The organism is Asticcacaulis sp. MM231 (assembly GCF_964186625.1).
Lineage (GTDB): Bacteria > Pseudomonadota > Alphaproteobacteria > Caulobacterales > Caulobacteraceae > Asticcacaulis.
In genome coordinates this window covers 2,974,292-2,988,969 of sequence record NZ_OZ075108.1, presented here as the reverse complement: position 1 = coordinate 2,988,969, position 14,678 = coordinate 2,974,292, and the positions used below count along the sequence as shown (strand labels likewise).

At 60.4% G+C, this 14,678-nt stretch carries 13 protein-coding genes and 1 pseudogene; 7 read left to right on the top strand and 7 right to left on the bottom strand.

The window, feature by feature from the left end:
• Positions 1 to 129: 129 nt before the first annotated feature.
• Positions 130 to 1,314, bottom strand: a complete 1,185-nt coding sequence (locus ABQ278_RS14650; protein ID WP_349320234.1) for an acyltransferase — start codon at positions 1,312 to 1,314, stop codon at positions 130 to 132.
• A gap of 93 nt (positions 1,315 to 1,407) precedes the next feature.
• Positions 1,408 to 2,607 carry an XAC2610-related protein gene (locus ABQ278_RS14645; RefSeq protein WP_349320233.1) on the bottom strand — a complete coding sequence of 400 codons (1,200 nt, stop codon included), beginning with the start codon at positions 2,605 to 2,607 and terminating at the stop codon, positions 1,408 to 1,410.
• A 139-nt stretch (positions 2,608 to 2,746) separates the two neighbouring features.
• Here ABQ278_RS14645 and uvrC point away from each other — a divergent pair, with 139 nt between their 5' ends.
• The 6 genes and pseudogenes from uvrC to ABQ278_RS14615 all read left to right on the top strand — a co-directional run bounded on the left by uvrC (position 2,747) and on the right by ABQ278_RS14615 (position 9,734).
• Entirely contained in the window at positions 2,747 to 4,639 is a 1,893-nt protein-coding gene (uvrC, locus tag ABQ278_RS14640) for an excinuclease ABC subunit UvrC (RefSeq protein WP_349322175.1), read from the top strand.
• A 75-nt stretch (positions 4,640 to 4,714) separates the two neighbouring features.
• Positions 4,715 to 5,341, top strand: a complete 627-nt coding sequence (pgsA, locus tag ABQ278_RS14635; protein ID WP_018081218.1) for a CDP-diacylglycerol--glycerol-3-phosphate 3-phosphatidyltransferase — start codon at positions 4,715 to 4,717, stop codon at positions 5,339 to 5,341.
• 284 nt (positions 5,342 to 5,625) lie between these two features.
• Positions 5,626 to 6,762, top strand: a complete 1,137-nt coding sequence (locus tag ABQ278_RS14630; protein ID WP_349320232.1) for an ABC transporter permease — start codon at positions 5,626 to 5,628, stop codon at positions 6,760 to 6,762.
• Positions 6,759 to 7,473: pseudogene (locus tag ABQ278_RS14625) on the top strand (ABC transporter ATP-binding protein). The gene ABQ278_RS14630 and the pseudogene ABQ278_RS14625 overlap by 4 nt, the downstream one beginning before the upstream one ends.
• A 25-nt stretch (positions 7,474 to 7,498) precedes the next feature.
• Positions 7,499 to 8,485, top strand: coding sequence for a biotin/lipoyl-binding protein (locus ABQ278_RS14620; protein WP_349320231.1), 987 nt, complete (start codon positions 7,499 to 7,501; stop codon positions 8,483 to 8,485).
• 124 nt (positions 8,486 to 8,609) lie between these two features.
• Positions 8,610 to 9,734 carry an acyltransferase gene (locus tag ABQ278_RS14615; RefSeq protein ID WP_349320230.1) on the top strand — a complete coding sequence of 375 codons (1,125 nt, stop codon included), beginning with the start codon at positions 8,610 to 8,612 and terminating at the stop codon, positions 9,732 to 9,734.
• On the opposite strand, the gene ABQ278_RS14610 is transcribed toward ABQ278_RS14615, so the two are convergent.
• The 5 genes from ABQ278_RS14610 to nadA all read right to left on the bottom strand — a co-directional run bounded on the left by ABQ278_RS14610 (position 9,731) and on the right by nadA (position 13,945).
• Positions 9,731 to 9,985 (bottom strand): Txe/YoeB family addiction module toxin, encoded by a 255-nt coding sequence (locus ABQ278_RS14610; RefSeq protein ID WP_349320229.1) that lies wholly within the window; start codon positions 9,983 to 9,985, stop codon positions 9,731 to 9,733. The two genes, ABQ278_RS14615 and ABQ278_RS14610, sit on opposite strands and share 4 nt — an antisense overlap.
• Complete coding sequence (locus ABQ278_RS14605; protein WP_349320228.1) at positions 9,982 to 10,236, bottom strand: type II toxin-antitoxin system prevent-host-death family antitoxin; 255 nt, start codon at positions 10,234 to 10,236, stop codon at positions 9,982 to 9,984. The genes ABQ278_RS14610 and ABQ278_RS14605 overlap by 4 nt, the downstream gene beginning before the upstream one ends.
• A gap of 75 nt (positions 10,237 to 10,311) precedes the next feature.
• Complete coding sequence (nadC, locus tag ABQ278_RS14600; RefSeq protein WP_349320227.1) at positions 10,312 to 11,178, bottom strand: carboxylating nicotinate-nucleotide diphosphorylase; 867 nt, start codon at positions 11,176 to 11,178, stop codon at positions 10,312 to 10,314.
• On the bottom strand, positions 11,148 to 12,716 hold the full coding sequence (locus ABQ278_RS14595; RefSeq protein WP_349320226.1) for an L-aspartate oxidase: 1,569 nt from the start codon (positions 12,714 to 12,716) through the stop codon (positions 11,148 to 11,150). The genes nadC and ABQ278_RS14595 overlap by 31 nt, the downstream gene beginning before the upstream one ends.
• Positions 12,717 to 12,856: 140 nt before the next feature.
• The gene (gene nadA, locus ABQ278_RS14590) at positions 12,857 to 13,945 is read right to left on the bottom strand and encodes a quinolinate synthase NadA (RefSeq protein ID WP_349320225.1); all 1,089 of its coding nucleotides are present in this window, start codon (positions 13,943 to 13,945) and stop codon (positions 12,857 to 12,859) included.
• Positions 13,946 to 14,205: 260 nt separating this feature from the next.
• Between nadA and ABQ278_RS14585 the strand changes: the two genes are divergently transcribed.
• Positions 14,206 to 14,664: a DNA starvation/stationary phase protection protein gene (locus tag ABQ278_RS14585; RefSeq protein WP_349320224.1), complete on the top strand. Its 459-nt coding sequence runs from the start codon at positions 14,206 to 14,208 to the stop codon at positions 14,662 to 14,664.
• Positions 14,665 to 14,678 lie beyond the last annotated feature (14 nt).

The window sequence follows — 14,678 nt, the reverse complement described above, 5'->3', positions numbered from 1 at the left end:
GCGCGCCTTAGCTCGTGTACCAAAAGTACACGTCGCGTCAGGTGCTCAAAAGCTAACGACTTTGGCTTCGCCGAATTGTGTTTCGCCTCATCAGGCCGGTCTACCCGCTATGGCTTTAGAGGTATAAATTTACTCCGCCGGCGTGGTTGGGCGGATGGCGACCGAACGCACATAGTTGACGACCTTGGCGTAGTTGGCGCGGCTGAAAACCGGCGGACGGCTTTCCATCTGCTTGATCAGGTTGCGCGCCCAGACGCGGGACGGTTTTTCATAGAAATAGTGCGCCAGCGCCGCCACGCCGATCGACAGGGCGATGGAGACCAGCGCCCAGTTGAGGCGCGACAGATCACCGGCCAGCCCCCAGGCGGGCAGGGATTTCAGGATGATCTTCTGGATCAGGTCGTGAACCAGATAGAGCGCGAACGACACCAGACCCAGCCAGTAGGCGACGCGGCTTTGCAGCAGGCGGGCGACGAAGCCCTCATCGTGGCTCAGGCTCATGATCAGGCCGGCGAAAACCGCAATCAGCCACAGGTCGGTCGGCTTGTACCACAGGAGCACCAGCGCCAGTATCGCCAGCACGCCGCTGGCGCGCGACGTAATCAGGTCCTTGAAGCGGAAGGCGACGAGGCCGATATAAAATGACGCCAGGCAGCGCAGGGTGGTGCCGGGCGCATAGGAATGGACGACATCGAGACGACCGCTGACCTGCGCGTGGTGCGTCATCCATTGCGGCCCGAAGGCGACCGCGGCCAGCACGCCGAAGGCGGCGACCACTCCCAGCAGGGCATAGCGGCGCGGCATCCACATGGCCAGCCAGATGCTGACGGGGAAGAGCAGGTAAGCCGCCCATTCGGTGCTGATCGACCAGGACGGCGGCACGATGGCATAGGCCAGCCCCCAGACGTGGGTCATGGTGATGTTGAAAGGCAGGGCGCGCAGCACATTGTCATCGAAGCGATAGGTGCTGCTGAGGACGGTGGTGATGGCAATCGCGGTGATGACGGTCATCAGGATGTAGAGCGGATAGATCCGCGCCACGCGCGCCAGCAGGAATTTTTTGAAGCTGGCGAAGGAAAAGCCGTCGCGGAACCAGTCGGCATAGGTGATCGCCATGACGAAGCCGCTCAGGATAAAGAACAGGTCTACCGACATATAACCATGGCCGATAAAGGGCTTTACCAGCGACGGAAACGCCACCAGCCCATTGGCGTGGAAGAACACCACGTACAGGGCGGCTATCCCACGAAGCCCGGTCAGGGCGCGGATTTCAGCTTTTTTTGGCGCAGGCGACGGTAGGGCTGCGGGCGTCATTGAAACTCGGAAACGGTTCGTGGAAAGCCCCCGTATAAGGCATTGTGACGCCTGCACCAAATCACAATCACGGATGCGTGATGTAACATAGCTTTAGGCGGGGTTCGGATCGTCTTCCGAGCACAGGTCGGGATCGCTGTTGAGGGCTGCAGGGACGATCTGGCCATTGTTGACGAAGGGCACGACCGGGCAGTAACGGGTGGCGCCGTTCACCTGCGTCTTCTGCCAGGTTACGCCTTGCGTATCGGTCAGAACCAGCGTGCCGTCAGCCTTCTTTTGCCAGACATCCACGCGGGTGCGCTCCAGCATGTAAGGGCCGACATCGCAGCCTTTCAGATCACCGCGCACGAGCACCTTGCCGCTGGCATCCTTGATGGCGGCGTCAGGATATCCGACGCGACCATCGACATAGGCTGGTGTGACATAGCAATAATAGTCGGTGGTGCCGACGCGCACCGGCATGACATAGCTCTCACCGCTGCCGTCCGGTTCCAGATTGCCATTCTTCCAGGTGAAGACATCGATGCCATGATCGCAGCAACTGCCGCGCCAGAAGTTCCATACCTTGTGATGCTCGGCATCAAACTCCGGCGAGGTGACATCGAGCAGCGAGGCCGGGGCGGTGACAAAGGTCTGTGTCGCCGGATCGAACAGCCACATATCGTAAGGGATGTTCGGGCCGGCCGGCAGGGTCTGGGCGATCATCAGATCAAGGTGGCCGTCGAAATTCATATCGACGAATTGCGGCGTGAAGATCGAGCAGGTGCCTTGCGATTCGGTCGGCAAGGCCTGAACCAGCTTGCCCTTTCGGTAGAGCCGGATTTGGTGGACCATGGGCGGGGTGGGGCAGGAGTTGTCCGCGTCGGGCAGGGTGTCGGCCACCAGTCGGATATCATAGGGAGGGGGCGTGCCGGTTTCGCTCAACACCATCGGCAGAACGCGCTTGGCGTCGGGCGATTTCCAGGCGCCTTTGGCGCTGCCGTCGGTGAGAATAAGCGTCCAGGCGCCGCTTTTTGCGGCCACGCCGATGGTTTCACTGAGTTGCGCCACCTGTCCCGTCACCGTGCCCTGAAGGTGCAGGGTGTAGCGTGTCTCGTCTTTGCAGGGGGCATAACAGTAGCTGCCACTTATGGTGTCGGCTATGCGCTCTAACTGCACCTCCACCGTTTTCTTGCCGAGGGTGCCGGCATAGGTCCGTGACCAGATTGGGAATTCGACCGTTTCGTTTTGCGCCAGGGCGGTGGTGGGCAAAAGGCAGCACAGGAAGAAGGCGGACAGGCAGGCGCGAAACATGGAGGTCTCCTTGGGGGACGAACGGTCCTTATCGGCTAAGGCCGATGTAATTTCAACAAGACTTGACCGCACCCGTGGCGATCCCATTTGTGACGAGGCGGCATTGATTATAGAGTACAGCGTGAACAGCGATTCCCCCATGAACACGGATGCCGGTGCGGCGCAGGAGATTATCCTGGACGCCCCCCTGATCGGCTCGGAACTGATCCGGCGCGAGGCCGCGCTGGCGCCCGATAAGCCGGGCGTTTACCGCATGCTGGGTGCCGATGGCGAAGTGCTTTATGTCGGCAAGGCGAAAAGCCTGAAGAAGCGCGTGCTGCAATATGCGCAAGGCCGTTTCCATACCCAGCGCATCGCCCGCATGGTGGCGCTCACCCGCGAAATGGTCCTGCTGCGCACCGATACCGAGGGCGAGGCGCTTCTGCTCGAAGCCCGCCTCATCAAGGCGCTCAAGCCGCGCTACAATGTGCTGCTGCGCGATGACAAGATGTTCGCCGAAATCCTGGTACGCAAGGATCATGAAGCGCCGCAGATCACCAAGCACCGCGGCGCCCACACGATCCCCGGCGACTATTACGGCCCCTTCGCCTCGACCGTGGCGGTGAACCACACGCTCGATACCCTGCAAAAAGCCTTCCTGCTGCGCACCTGCACCGACAGCGTCTATGCCAGCCGGACGCGGCCGTGTATGCTGCACCAGATCAAGCGCTGTTCGGCGCCCTGCACCGGCGTGATCGCTCTGGCGGATTATAACGACCTCGCCCGGCAGGCCCACGACTTCCTCAAAGGCAAGAGCCGCAGCGTGATCGAGCGCCTGTCGAAGGAGATGATGCAGGCTTCCGATGACATGGAGTTTGAAACCGCCGCGCGTCTGCGCGATCGCGTCCGTGCGCTCAGCCATGTCTCGATGTCGACCTCGGTCGATCTGCGTGAGGAAGAGGCCGACGTCTTCGCCGTCTTTAACGAGGGTGGATCGGCCTGTGTGCAGGTGGTCTTCTATCGCGCCGGCCAGAACTGGGGCGATCGCGCCTATTTCCCGCGCGTCGATCAGGAAGACGACGCCGGCAGCATCCTCGATGCCTTTTTGGGGCAGTTCTATCAGGACCGTCAGGTGCCGCGCCTTATCCTCGTGTCGCACGATTTGCACGAGGCCGATCTGATGATGGAGGCCCTGTCGCTCAAGGCTAATCGTAAGGTGCAGGTGCTGCGGCCGCAGCGCGGCGACAAGTGCGAGGTGGTGCAGCACGCGCTCAACAATGCCCGCGCTGCGCTGGGCCGTCGTCTGGCCGAAAGCAGCGCGCAGTCGAAGCTCTTGCAGGGTGTATGTGAGGCCTTCGGGCTGGAAGCGCCGCCGGTGCGCATCGAGGTGTATGACAACTCGCACCTGGGTGGCACCCATGCGGTCGGCGGCATGGTGGTGGCGGGGCCTGAGGGTTTTCTGAAAGGCCAGTACCGCAAGTTCACCATCCGCGATCTCGATACCATGCCCGGCGATGACTACGCCATGATGTCCGAGGTGTTCCGTCGCCGCTTCACGCGGCTGATCAAGGAGAAGGACTTACCCGAAGGTGAAAAGAACTTCGGCCGTCCTCATCTGGTGCTGGTCGATGGCGGGCAGGGGCAACTCGATGCCGTGCTGGCGGTCATGAAGGATCTGGGTCTGGAGGATATTCCGATTGTCGGGGTCGCCAAGGGGCCTGACCGCGACGCCGGCATGGAGCGCTTCTTCATGCCGGGGCGTTTGCCTTTCATGATGGAGCCGAAATCGCCCGTGCTCTATTACCTCCAGCGCCTGCGCGACGAGGCCCACCGTTACGCGATCGGCGCCAACCGCCAGAAGCGCGACGCCGCCGTCACCAAGAACCCGCTCGATGAGATCGAGGGCATTGGCCCGCGCAAGAAGCGCGCCCTGCTGGCGGCCTTCGGTTCAGGCCGCGAGGTCGGCCGCGCCACGGTCGACGAACTGATGAAGATCGAGGGCATCAGCGCCACCCTGGCGCAGAAGATCCATGATTTCTTCCACGCCGGTTAGATAAAACACTTTGGCGCCTCGTCTTTCTTGTCTAGTATGCCGCGCAACACGATTAACTGAAGAAACGATGCGTTCATGACCGGCGAAAAAGTCAATCCGATCCCCAACATCCTCACCATGCTGCGTCTGGTTTTCGGTGTGCTGATGTTCCTGTTGCTGGCGGGATCGGCCGGCGGCATACCCTTCTTCAGCACCTATCTGGCGCCGGACGATATGTTCGCCATGCAGCGCTGGGCCTTCTACGCCTTCGTGATAGCCTCTGTCACCGACTTCTTCGACGGTATGCTGGCGCGCAAGCTCAATGCCGAAAGCGCCTGGGGCGCCATCCTTGATCCGATCGCCGACAAGATCCTCGTCTGCGGCACCATCCTTGGCCTGTTCGCCTTCAATATCGCTGATCCGGTGATCGGCCTGCCATGCGCCCTGATTCTGTTCCGCGAATTTGCCGTCAGCGCCTTGCGCGAAGCCGCCGCCGGCAAGGGTTTCAAGGTGCCGGTCAGCTTTCTGGCCAAGGCCAAGACCACGATTCAGCTTATCGCTCTGGGTGCGCTGCTGCTGGCCGGTAGCTGGGCCGCCTTCAATCTGCCGCCCGTCTGGTACAGCCCGGTGCAGAGCATCGCCTATATCCTGATCTGCGTCGCCGCCATCGTCACCCTGTGGACCGGCATTGCCTACTTTATCGCCGCCAAAAAAGACATTTAAAGCGCCATCCTTGGCCGATGCGTGCGCCGTCGTCGCTTGCAGGTACGCAAATGTACCTGCGGCAGCTAGCCGGCTGCTCTCGACCCAAGGCTGACACTTTAACCGCCTAAGCCCTTAAATTTAAGGAAAGTGGCGATCTCGCCTGTCCGGAAACGAACACCAAAACGGTGGCACTAACACAACATATCGCAACCGTAATCTAGGTTACGCCGATTTAATTAGACCTTTGTCGAAAACTTATAGATGTTGCCCACAACGTGCATTGCGCACTCAAAAGTGGTAATATGTCCCTAGCTCTATCAACTCTGATTTATGAATGGCGACGGTATATGGCAGCCGTCATCGCCCTTGCTGTGGCCGGCCTGTTGGTACTGGCGATGACCGGCATGTTCATGGGTATGGCCTTGTCCTTCACCGCTACGGTGGATAAGTCGCCAGCGCAGATACTGATCCTGCCACCGCAGGCGGATGGTCTTTTTGGCGATTCCGGCCAGCCGCGCCGCATGATTCCGATGGTGTATCAGCATCCTGGCGTGGCTGAGGTTCAGCCGATGATCATGAATTGGGCGATGTGGTCGAACTTTCCCAAGGATGGCCAACCAGCCAAGGGCGATGGCGTGCGCGTTGTCGTCGTCGATCCCGTCAAGGGCGCGGTTACCTTGCCCAACGATTTTTCTGATGCGACCATTGAAGCCCTGAAGGAACCCTTCGCCGTCATTCTCGATCGCAGCAGCCTCGGCAAGCTGGGCGTCCAGGTGGGCGACAAGGCCAAGATGAACGGACGTACCGTAACTGTGGCCGGCGTAGTCGATGGCTATCCCAATATGTTCAATACGCAGGTCTTCACCTCTTACCAGACGGCGAAGCTGATCTATGTCGCCGATGATGGTCCGCGCGTCGGCCCGCTGCTGGTCAAGCTGAACGATACGACAAAAGCCAAGGAAGTGGCCGCAGAGTTGAACGTCATTGGCGCCGGCCAGTTCAAAGCCTGGACGCGTGAGGAATTATCCAAAAGTTCACAGTTGAGCATGATGAAGGAAGGCGGTATCGCCATCATGGTCGGCTTCATGGCGCTGGTCGGGGTATTTATCGGCATCGTCATCACCTGGCAGACCTTGCAGGGCGCTATTCTGGCCAATATCAAGGAGTTCGCTTCCTTGCGTGCCCTGGGTGTATCGATGGGTGCGCTGCGGCTGATCATCATTGAGCTGAGCTTCTGGGTCGGCGTTGCGGGCCTCATCCTGACCGTCATTCTTGTGAGCGGCGTCGCCATGCTGGCCAAGGTAGGCGGCGTGCCGATGGACTTCCCGCTCTTCCTCGATATCCCGGTCGCCATCATGCTGATGGTCATCGCCATCCTGTCGGGCCTGTTTTCGCTCGGCATCCTGAAAAAGAGCCAACCTGCGGACCTGCTACGATGACCGGTAAAATCGCATTGAACGCAAAAGGCCTATCGAAGGGCTACAAGATCGGCAAACTGAAACAGCAGGTCCTGAAGAACGTCGATTTCACCGCCTATCATGGCCAAGTCACCATGGTGATGGGGCCGTCGGGTTCCGGCAAATCAACCCTGATTGCGGCTTTGTCTGGGCTGATGAAGCCTGATGAAGGCGAGGTTCTGGCGCTGGGGGAAAACCTGTGGAAGAAGAAGCGGAGCAAGATCGACAAGTTTCGCCTCGACCACTGCGGCTTTATTTTCCAGGGCTTCAACCTGTTCCCTTCGCTGAACGCCACCCAGCAGGTCGAACAGGTACTGAAGTATCAGAAGGTTAAGAAGACTGAGGCCCATCGCCGGGCCGTCGAGGTGCTGGGGGCGGTCGGGCTGGACCATCGCCTGAAACAGAAGCCGTCCGAAATGTCGGGCGGAGAAAAGCAGCGCGTCGCCATCGCCCGCGCCCTGTCCAAGATGCCGTCGCTGATCTTCGCCGACGAACCGACCTCGGCGCTCGAATTCGGTCAGCGGTCAGGTGGTCATCAAGCTCCTGCACCAGGCGGCCAAGGAACGCGGGGCGGCGGTGGTCGTCGTGACCCACGATCCGCGCCTTGAAGCCTATGCCGATCGCGTTATTCACATGGAAGACGGTAAAATTCTGAGCGACACCATGATCTCGGAACCGCCAATTCTTGCTTAAAAAATTACGGAAACAGAGAAAACACATGTCTCGTAAATTCGCTACATCGACGGCTCTTACCTTTGGCCTGCTGGCCCTGACGGGGCTGTCGCTCGCTGCCTGCCAGAAGCCGGGCGCGCCCGGTGGCAAACCCGGTGACAAACCCGCTGTGGTCGCTCCGCCAAGCCCCTATGCCGCCATCGCTGCCGGCAAGGTCGATGTCGAAGGCGGTGTCATCGAAGTGGCGGCGCGCCGCGGTGGTATCGTGGAGCAGGTCTTCGTGCAAGAAGGCGACATCGTCACCAAGGGACAGATTCTGGCCCGTCAGGAGGATGAAGACACACTTCTGGCCGTTAACAATTCCCGCGCTTCGGTGGCCCAGGCGCAAAGCCAACTGGCCCTGACCAACGTCAATATCCGGACCGCCCAACGCGAATATGACCGCCTGGTCAAGCTGGCCCCTACCAATTTCGTGGCGCAGCAAAAACTCGATCAGGCGCGTGACGCCATCGACAGCGGCAAGGCGACGCTGGAGGCCCAGCAGGCTGCGGTCGCCGTGGCCCGTTCGCAACTGGCTCAGGCCGAATACCAGCAGGATCTGACGATCATCCGTGCACCGATGGATGGCAAGATCATCCGTCGTTACGCCAATCCGGGCGCCGGCGCCTCCACCCTCAACGTCTCGAACATGTTCGATCTTGAACCGGCCGTGCCGCACATCATCCGTTCGGAAATCGTCGAAAGTTCTATTCCCGATGTTAAGATCGGTCAGGACGCCGAGATCATCCCCGAGGCCGATCCGACCAAGCTCTATGTCGGTAAGGTCATCCGCGTCGCCGCTACCTTTGGGGCGCGCAAGCTGAAATCTGATGGCGGCAACGAGGCCAGTGATGAACGCGTCGTCGAAGTGGTGGTCTCGGCCGACAACACCCCCTTCCTGATCGGCCAGCGCGTGCTGGTGAAGTTCATGAAGCCGGGGCAGGTGGCGGGCGCCAAGCGCGAAGCGCCGAAGCCGGCCACGCCCGCGAAATAATGTCTTATACCTCCCTGAACGCGAAGCGTTTGGGGAGGGGGACCGCTCAGCCACTTGGCTGAGTGGTGGCGTTTCTTGCTTTCCCATATCCAAATTTTAACGTCCCTCGACTAAGGTTGGGGACGTGAAACCCTTCTCTTTTGCTTTTGAATCGATCCATCACGCCGCCACGGCCCAGCCAAGAGCGGGCGGGGCCAGCCTTGATGTGCTGCGTTTCATGGCGGCCAGCTTCATCCTGCTGTTTCACTATGGCAGCACCGCGCCAGTTGCGCTGAGCACACTATTCCCCGTGTTCAGTCAGGGCTGGCTGGCCACAGATTCCTTTCTGCTGCTCTCGGGCTACATCCTGTCGCGTGCCTATGGTTCGCGTCTGGTGACCTCGCATATGCGCCGCTCGCACTTCTTGCTGCGTCGGTTTGCGCGGTTATGGCCATCGCATATCCTTGTGCTCCTGACCTTCGGTGTCTTTGTGCTGGCAGCTTCCGCAGCCGGTTTCGCGCCCAACCATGTGGAAAAATACGGCCTGGTGGATTTTATCGCGCAGGCTTTCATGGTGCATGGCTGGGGCATTATGCACGCCGAAGCGTGGAACACCCCGACCTGGACCCTGTCGGCCCTGCTGGTGTGCTACGCCCTGTTCAGTTTTTATGTGCCGCTGGTCTATAAGCGCTCGCTGCCGGTGATGCTGGCAATGTCGGCCGGTGTTCTGCTGGTCGCGCACCTTCTGGCCCTGACCCTGGCGCATCATCCACTGGTCGATCTGCCGTTTGCCTGGGGCTTGCTGCGCGCCATTCCCCTGTTTATGCTGGGTAACCTGATCGAGCGCATGACGGCAGACCTACGCCTGTCCAAAACCGCTTTCTGGTTTAGCCTCGCCGGCGCCTTTGCCGGCATTAGCCTGTTGTGCCAGTTGCCGCGCAACCCTTACAGCGATAGCGTCATAGTGCTTTTGCTCGGTACGGTGCTAGCGGTGTCTGGCGGCGTCACCTTCCACGAAACCTATGTCACGCACCGGATGGGTCGCGCTTCGTTCGCGCTGTTCCTGACCCATTCTCTGGTCGGCGCCATCTGGTTTGGCATCAGCCCAAACCTAATAGACCGTTTTTCGCTGGGCATACCCGCTCAGTGGGGGCTGTGGGGCTCAGGTGTTGTCGTGGCCATCGTGACGGCCTTCCTGTTCGACGCACTTGTCGATAAACCGCTCAGCCAGTGGGTCTCGAAACGCCCCTTTATAAAGGGCGATATCTAATAGTGGAAACGGCATTGGGCGATAAGTATCGCGTCGTCGGATATTGCGTAGACCAGGCGGTGTTTCTGATCGATCCGGCGTGACCAATAGCCGGCCCAATTGTGCTTCAGGGGCTCTGGCTGGCCTATGCCTTCAAAAGGATGCCCATCGATATCCTTAACAAGCGCGTTGATCCGCTTAAGGACGGCCTTATCCGTCGCTTGCCAATAAAGATAATCCTCCCACGCCTGGGTGGAAAACGTCTTTTTCATTCTTCAATCAGATCGCGCTGAATACCCCGACCGGCGTTGAGTTCATGGATAGAATGATCGAGATGTTCCGCATTTTTAGGGCTGGAGCGCAGATAAGCCGTTTCCTGCCATGCCGAGAAATCCTCAAGCGACATGACCACAGCCGGCGCGCCATTTTGCCGTGTGATCAGCAGGGGCGCATGATCATCGTTCACCTTGTCCAGCATCTTGGCAAGGTCGGCTCGAAAAGCGGAATAGGTGACGTGGTGCATGGCGAGCCTATGTTGTACGCATTACAGTACAATGATGGGCCTGAAATGTCAAATTGCGTCCTGCCCCAACGGTCGTTAGACCGCGTCCAGCCCGATGTCGAAGTTCGGCGCCGAATGTGTCAGCGCGCCGACCGAAATCACATCGACGCCGGTCTCGGCGATGGCGCGCACGGTCTCCAAATTGACACCACCTGAAGCCTCAAGGATCGTTTTGCCATAGGTTTCGGCAGAATTAGCCGCCAGCTTTACGGCCTCGGCGTACATATCGAGCGTGAAGTTATCGAGCAGCAGCACGTCCGGACTATAGGGCAGGGCCTGCTTGAGCTGCGCGATCGAATCGACCTCGATCTCGATCTTCATGGTGTGACCGACGCCGGCCTTGGCGCGTTCCATGGCTTCGCCCACGCCACCGCAGATGGCGATATGGTTGTCCTTGATCAGGATGGCGTCATCGAGGCCGTAACGGTGGTTATGGCCGCCGCCGCATTTCACAGCGTGCTTTTGCAGGCCGCGCAGCAGCGGCAGGGTCTTGCGCGTGCAGGCGATCTTGGTTTTCAGCCCTTCGACCACCTTAACGTAATCCGAGGTCAGGGTGGCAACACCGGAGAGATGGCACAGCAGGTTCAGCGCCACGCGCTCCGCGGCCAGTATGGCGCGCGCCTTGCCTTCAACGCGGGCAATCACATCGCCCGGCTTGATCTCGCTGCCATCGGGCAACAAGGTCTCGAAACGGATTTGCGGATCCATGATGGTCATGGCCAGACGGGCGCAATCGATACCGGCGGAAATGCCGGTCTTGCGCGCGCGGAACTCGGCCTTGAAGCGTGCCTTGGGCTGGATCACGGCCGAGGCGGTGACATCGCCGGCGCGGCCGAGATCTTCCAGCAGGGCGTCGCGGACGATAGGCTCGATCAGGAGGTCAGGCAGTCCTGTGATGTACATGCGGTCATTTCCCCGGCTGTGGTGAGGGCTTGCGCCCATGTTATATAGGTGCGTGCGCCCGTGGCCTCGGTCAGCGGGTAATCGCTGCGATAATGAGAACCGCGACTCTCGCGCCGATGCAAGGCGCAAGTTGCGATCAGACGCGCATTGACCAAGGCCAGCGCACCGGGATAGCGCTGATCGAGGCTATCGATTAGGCTGAGCAGGGTGCGCAAACCGGCCTCATCGCGCACCACCCCGGCATAGCGCGTCATGGCGTCGCGTAAGGTCTTCAGATCAGGCTCGCTGAGGTGCGGTGGCATGGCTGGGCGCACGGCCTTTGCGATATCGGGTGCGAAACCGTCCGCCCTCAGGCCTTGAATGGCGTCAAGGCCGATGCGCTCACCGAAGGCGGCCGCTTCGAGCAGGCTGTTGGAGGCCAGACGGTTGGCGCCATGCACACCCGTTGAGGCGCATTCACCGACGGCATAGAGGCCTTTCAGCGAGGTGTGGCCGAAGATATCGCTGCCGATGCCGCCCATATGATAGTGCGCGGCGGGCGCGACCGGCATCGGGGTTGTGCGCGGATCGACGCCTTGCGCCATGCAAGATGCGAAGACGGTGGGGAATTCGGCCGGGAAGTGGTCCCCGATGGCGGCGCGGGCATCGAGGAAGGCGCCGCCGTTCAGGTCAGCCTTATGGACGGCGCGGGCGACGATATCGCGTGGTGCCAGTTCGCCTTCGGGGTGGTCATCGAAGACAAAGCGATGACCGTTCTGATCGATCAGGGTGGCGCCTTCGCCGCGCAAAGCCTCGGTGGCCAGCGGGGCGGGGTCGAGGCCGAATTTCAGCGCGGTCGGGTGGAACTGGACGAATTCCGGATCGGCGATCACCGCGCCCGCCAGCGCCGCCATGGCCATGCCCTCGCCACGCAGATTGGCCGGATTGGTGGTGACGGCAAACAGGCCGCCCGAACCGCCGCTGGCCATGATGACCACCGGCGCATAGACCTCGATCAGCTTGCCGGCGTGATCGACCAGAGCGCCAATGACCGTTTCGTCGGCGGATTTGATCAGGCCGAGCGCCGTGGCGCGTTCCCAGACGTCGATATGCGGCGAATTCAGCGTCTGGTGGACGACGGCTTCCAGAATGGCCTTGCCGGCGAGATCGCCCCCGACGCGCGCGACGCGCGCCAGGCCGTGCGCGGCCTCGCGGTTGAGCACGAAGGAACCATCGGGCTTGTGGTCGAAGGGCGCGCCCATGGCGTTGAGCTTGCGCACCGTTTCCGGGCCCATGTCGGTGAGGGTTTTTGCCGCCAGTTCATCGACGATGCCGGCGCCGGCGTGGATGGTGTCCTCGGCGTGGTCTTTGGGCAAATCTTCGGGGGAGAGCGCTGCCGCGATCCCGCCCTGCGCCCAGGCCGACGAACAGGCGACGCCGAGCGCCACGGGCGCCAGCACCAGCGTCTTGTGGGGGGCAGTATTGAGCGCGACGCTTAAGCCGGCCAGTCCCGCGCCGATCACCAGCGGGCCGTTATGGATATAGGTGTCTATGGCCATGATGGCCTCCTTCCTAACCCCCTCTCCCCGCGGGCGGGGAGAGGGTTGGGGTGAGGGGCGGGTAAAGTAGGACGTATAAGCCGTGAGTTGCCCCTCATCCGGCCTTTGGCCACCTTCTCCCCGTAAACGGGGCGAAGGGTTTAGCTGATAATCTCGACATCGACGTGATGGCGGGCCTTGACCATGTCGTAGCGGGCCGGGGTTTTCAGCGGCGGCATATCGATCATGCGCTGTACGGCAAGCGCGGCGCGCGGGATCAGCGCCGGGTCAACCTCGACCTCGTACTGATGGAAGCGCAAGCTGTCATAGATGCCTTGCAGCGTGATGCGCTTCATGTGCGGACACAGATTGCACGGCCGCAGGAACTCGACGCCCGGCGCATCGCTCGTGACATTATCAGACATCGAGCACTCGGTGATCAGCACCACCTGTTTCGGCTTGTTGTGCGTTACATAGTCGCTCATGGCCGTGGTCGAGCCGGTGAAATCCGAGGCGGCGATCACCTCCGGCGGACATTCCGGATGGGCCAGCACGACCACGCCCGGATGGGCGGCGCGGACCTCGGCGATATCCTCGGCATTGAAGCGCTCGTGCACTTCGCAGGCACCGGCCCAGGCGATGATCTTGATATCGGTCTGGCGCGCCACGTTTTTGGCCAGGAACTGATCGGGGATGAGGATGACGCTATCGACACCCCATTCAGCGGCGATGTGCTCGACCACCTGCACGGCGTTGGCCGAGGTGCAGCAGATATCGGTTTCGGCCTTCACGTCGGCCGTGGTGTTGACATAGGTGACGACCGGCAGACCCGGATAGCGCTGCTTGATCAGGCGCACCTGCTCGCCGGTCAGCGACGAGGCCAGCGAACAGCCGGCACGCAGGTCGGGGATCAGCACGGTCTTTTCCGGCGCCAGAATCTTGGAGGTTTCGGCCATGAAGTGCACGCCGCCCTGGACGATGATCTGCGCGTCGGACTTGGCAGCTTCGCGGGCGAGGCCCAGGCTGTCGCCGACATAATCGCCGACGCCATGGAAGATTTCCGGCGTCATGTAATTATGCGCCAGAATGACGGCGTTCATCTCTTTCTTGAGCGTGTTGATCGCATGGATCAGCGGCGCCTGTAGCTGCCATTCCAGCAGCGACACCTTGCCTTGGAGACGGGCGAAAATCTCCGCGGTTTCCGCCTCTACGCGTGGGGTGAACTCAAGTGGCTGAACCGAATCCGCCATGGACTATTCTCCTGTGCCACTTATGCTCACTTTCAGCATAAGTTAGATATAAGATAATCCGAATGCGGCACGATGCAAGGCGATTTTCAAAAAATGCTTATCACGAATTGCTGACGTTGACTTTGGTGCCGGAAAATAAACATCGGCTGACGCGGCAAATAAGGGAAATATTCGACTAGACGGCTTTCCCTCATTGTATCTTTATGCCGCTATTCTCATATGTGAACCATCGCATTCGAAACTTATCTGAGGAGATTATTATGAGCGAATCCGGCGTCGACAACAGCAAGAAGGTGGCCCAGGAACTGTCCAAGGTTCTGGCTGACTCCTTCACCATCTATCAGAAAACCCACGGGTATCACTGGAATGTCACGGGCCCGACCTTCCGTGGCCTGCATCTTCTGTTTGAAGAGCAGTATAACGAGATCTGGACCTCGATCGATGAGATCGCCGAGCGCATCCGTGCGCTGAACGCCACCGCCCCGATGGGTGCTGCCGCCATGGGCAACCTGACCTCGATCAAGGACGGCGACCCGAACGCCAGCGCCGAAGACATGCTGAAAGACCTGGCCGCCGATCACGCCACGGTCGTCGCCACGCTGAAAGCCACCGTGAAGGCCGCCGAAGCCGCCGGCGATGTCTCAACCGCCGATCTGTGCACCACGCGCCTGACGGCGCACGAAAAGCACCTGTGGATGATCAACGCCACCCTGCGTTAAGTTTCGCGGTGATA

Coding starts and splice junctions, on each gene's coding strand:
- ABQ278_RS14650 (WP_349320234.1), bottom strand. CDS start 1,314: ATGACGCCCGCAGCCCTACCGTCGCCTGCGCCAAAAAAAGCTGAAATC.
- ABQ278_RS14645 (WP_349320233.1), bottom strand. CDS start 2,607: ATGTTTCGCGCCTGCCTGTCCGCCTTCTTCCTGTGCTGCCTTTTGCCC.
- uvrC (WP_349322175.1), top strand. CDS start 2,747: ATGAACACGGATGCCGGTGCGGCGCAGGAGATTATCCTGGACGCCCCC.
- pgsA (WP_018081218.1), top strand. CDS start 4,715: ATGACCGGCGAAAAAGTCAATCCGATCCCCAACATCCTCACCATGCTG.
- ABQ278_RS14630 (WP_349320232.1), top strand. CDS start 5,626: ATGTCCCTAGCTCTATCAACTCTGATTTATGAATGGCGACGGTATATG.
- ABQ278_RS14620 (WP_349320231.1), top strand. CDS start 7,499: ATGTCTCGTAAATTCGCTACATCGACGGCTCTTACCTTTGGCCTGCTG.
- ABQ278_RS14610 (WP_349320229.1), bottom strand. CDS start 9,985: ATGAAAAAGACGTTTTCCACCCAGGCGTGGGAGGATTATCTTTATTGG.
- ABQ278_RS14605 (WP_349320228.1), bottom strand. CDS start 10,236: ATGCACCACGTCACCTATTCCGCTTTTCGAGCCGACCTTGCCAAGATG.
- nadC (WP_349320227.1), bottom strand. CDS start 11,178: ATGTACATCACAGGACTGCCTGACCTCCTGATCGAGCCTATCGTCCGC.
- ABQ278_RS14595 (WP_349320226.1), bottom strand. CDS start 12,716: ATGGCCATAGACACCTATATCCATAACGGCCCGCTGGTGATCGGCGCG.
- nadA (WP_349320225.1), bottom strand. CDS start 13,945: ATGGCGGATTCGGTTCAGCCACTTGAGTTCACCCCACGCGTAGAGGCG.
- ABQ278_RS14585 (WP_349320224.1), top strand. CDS start 14,206: ATGAGCGAATCCGGCGTCGACAACAGCAAGAAGGTGGCCCAGGAACTG.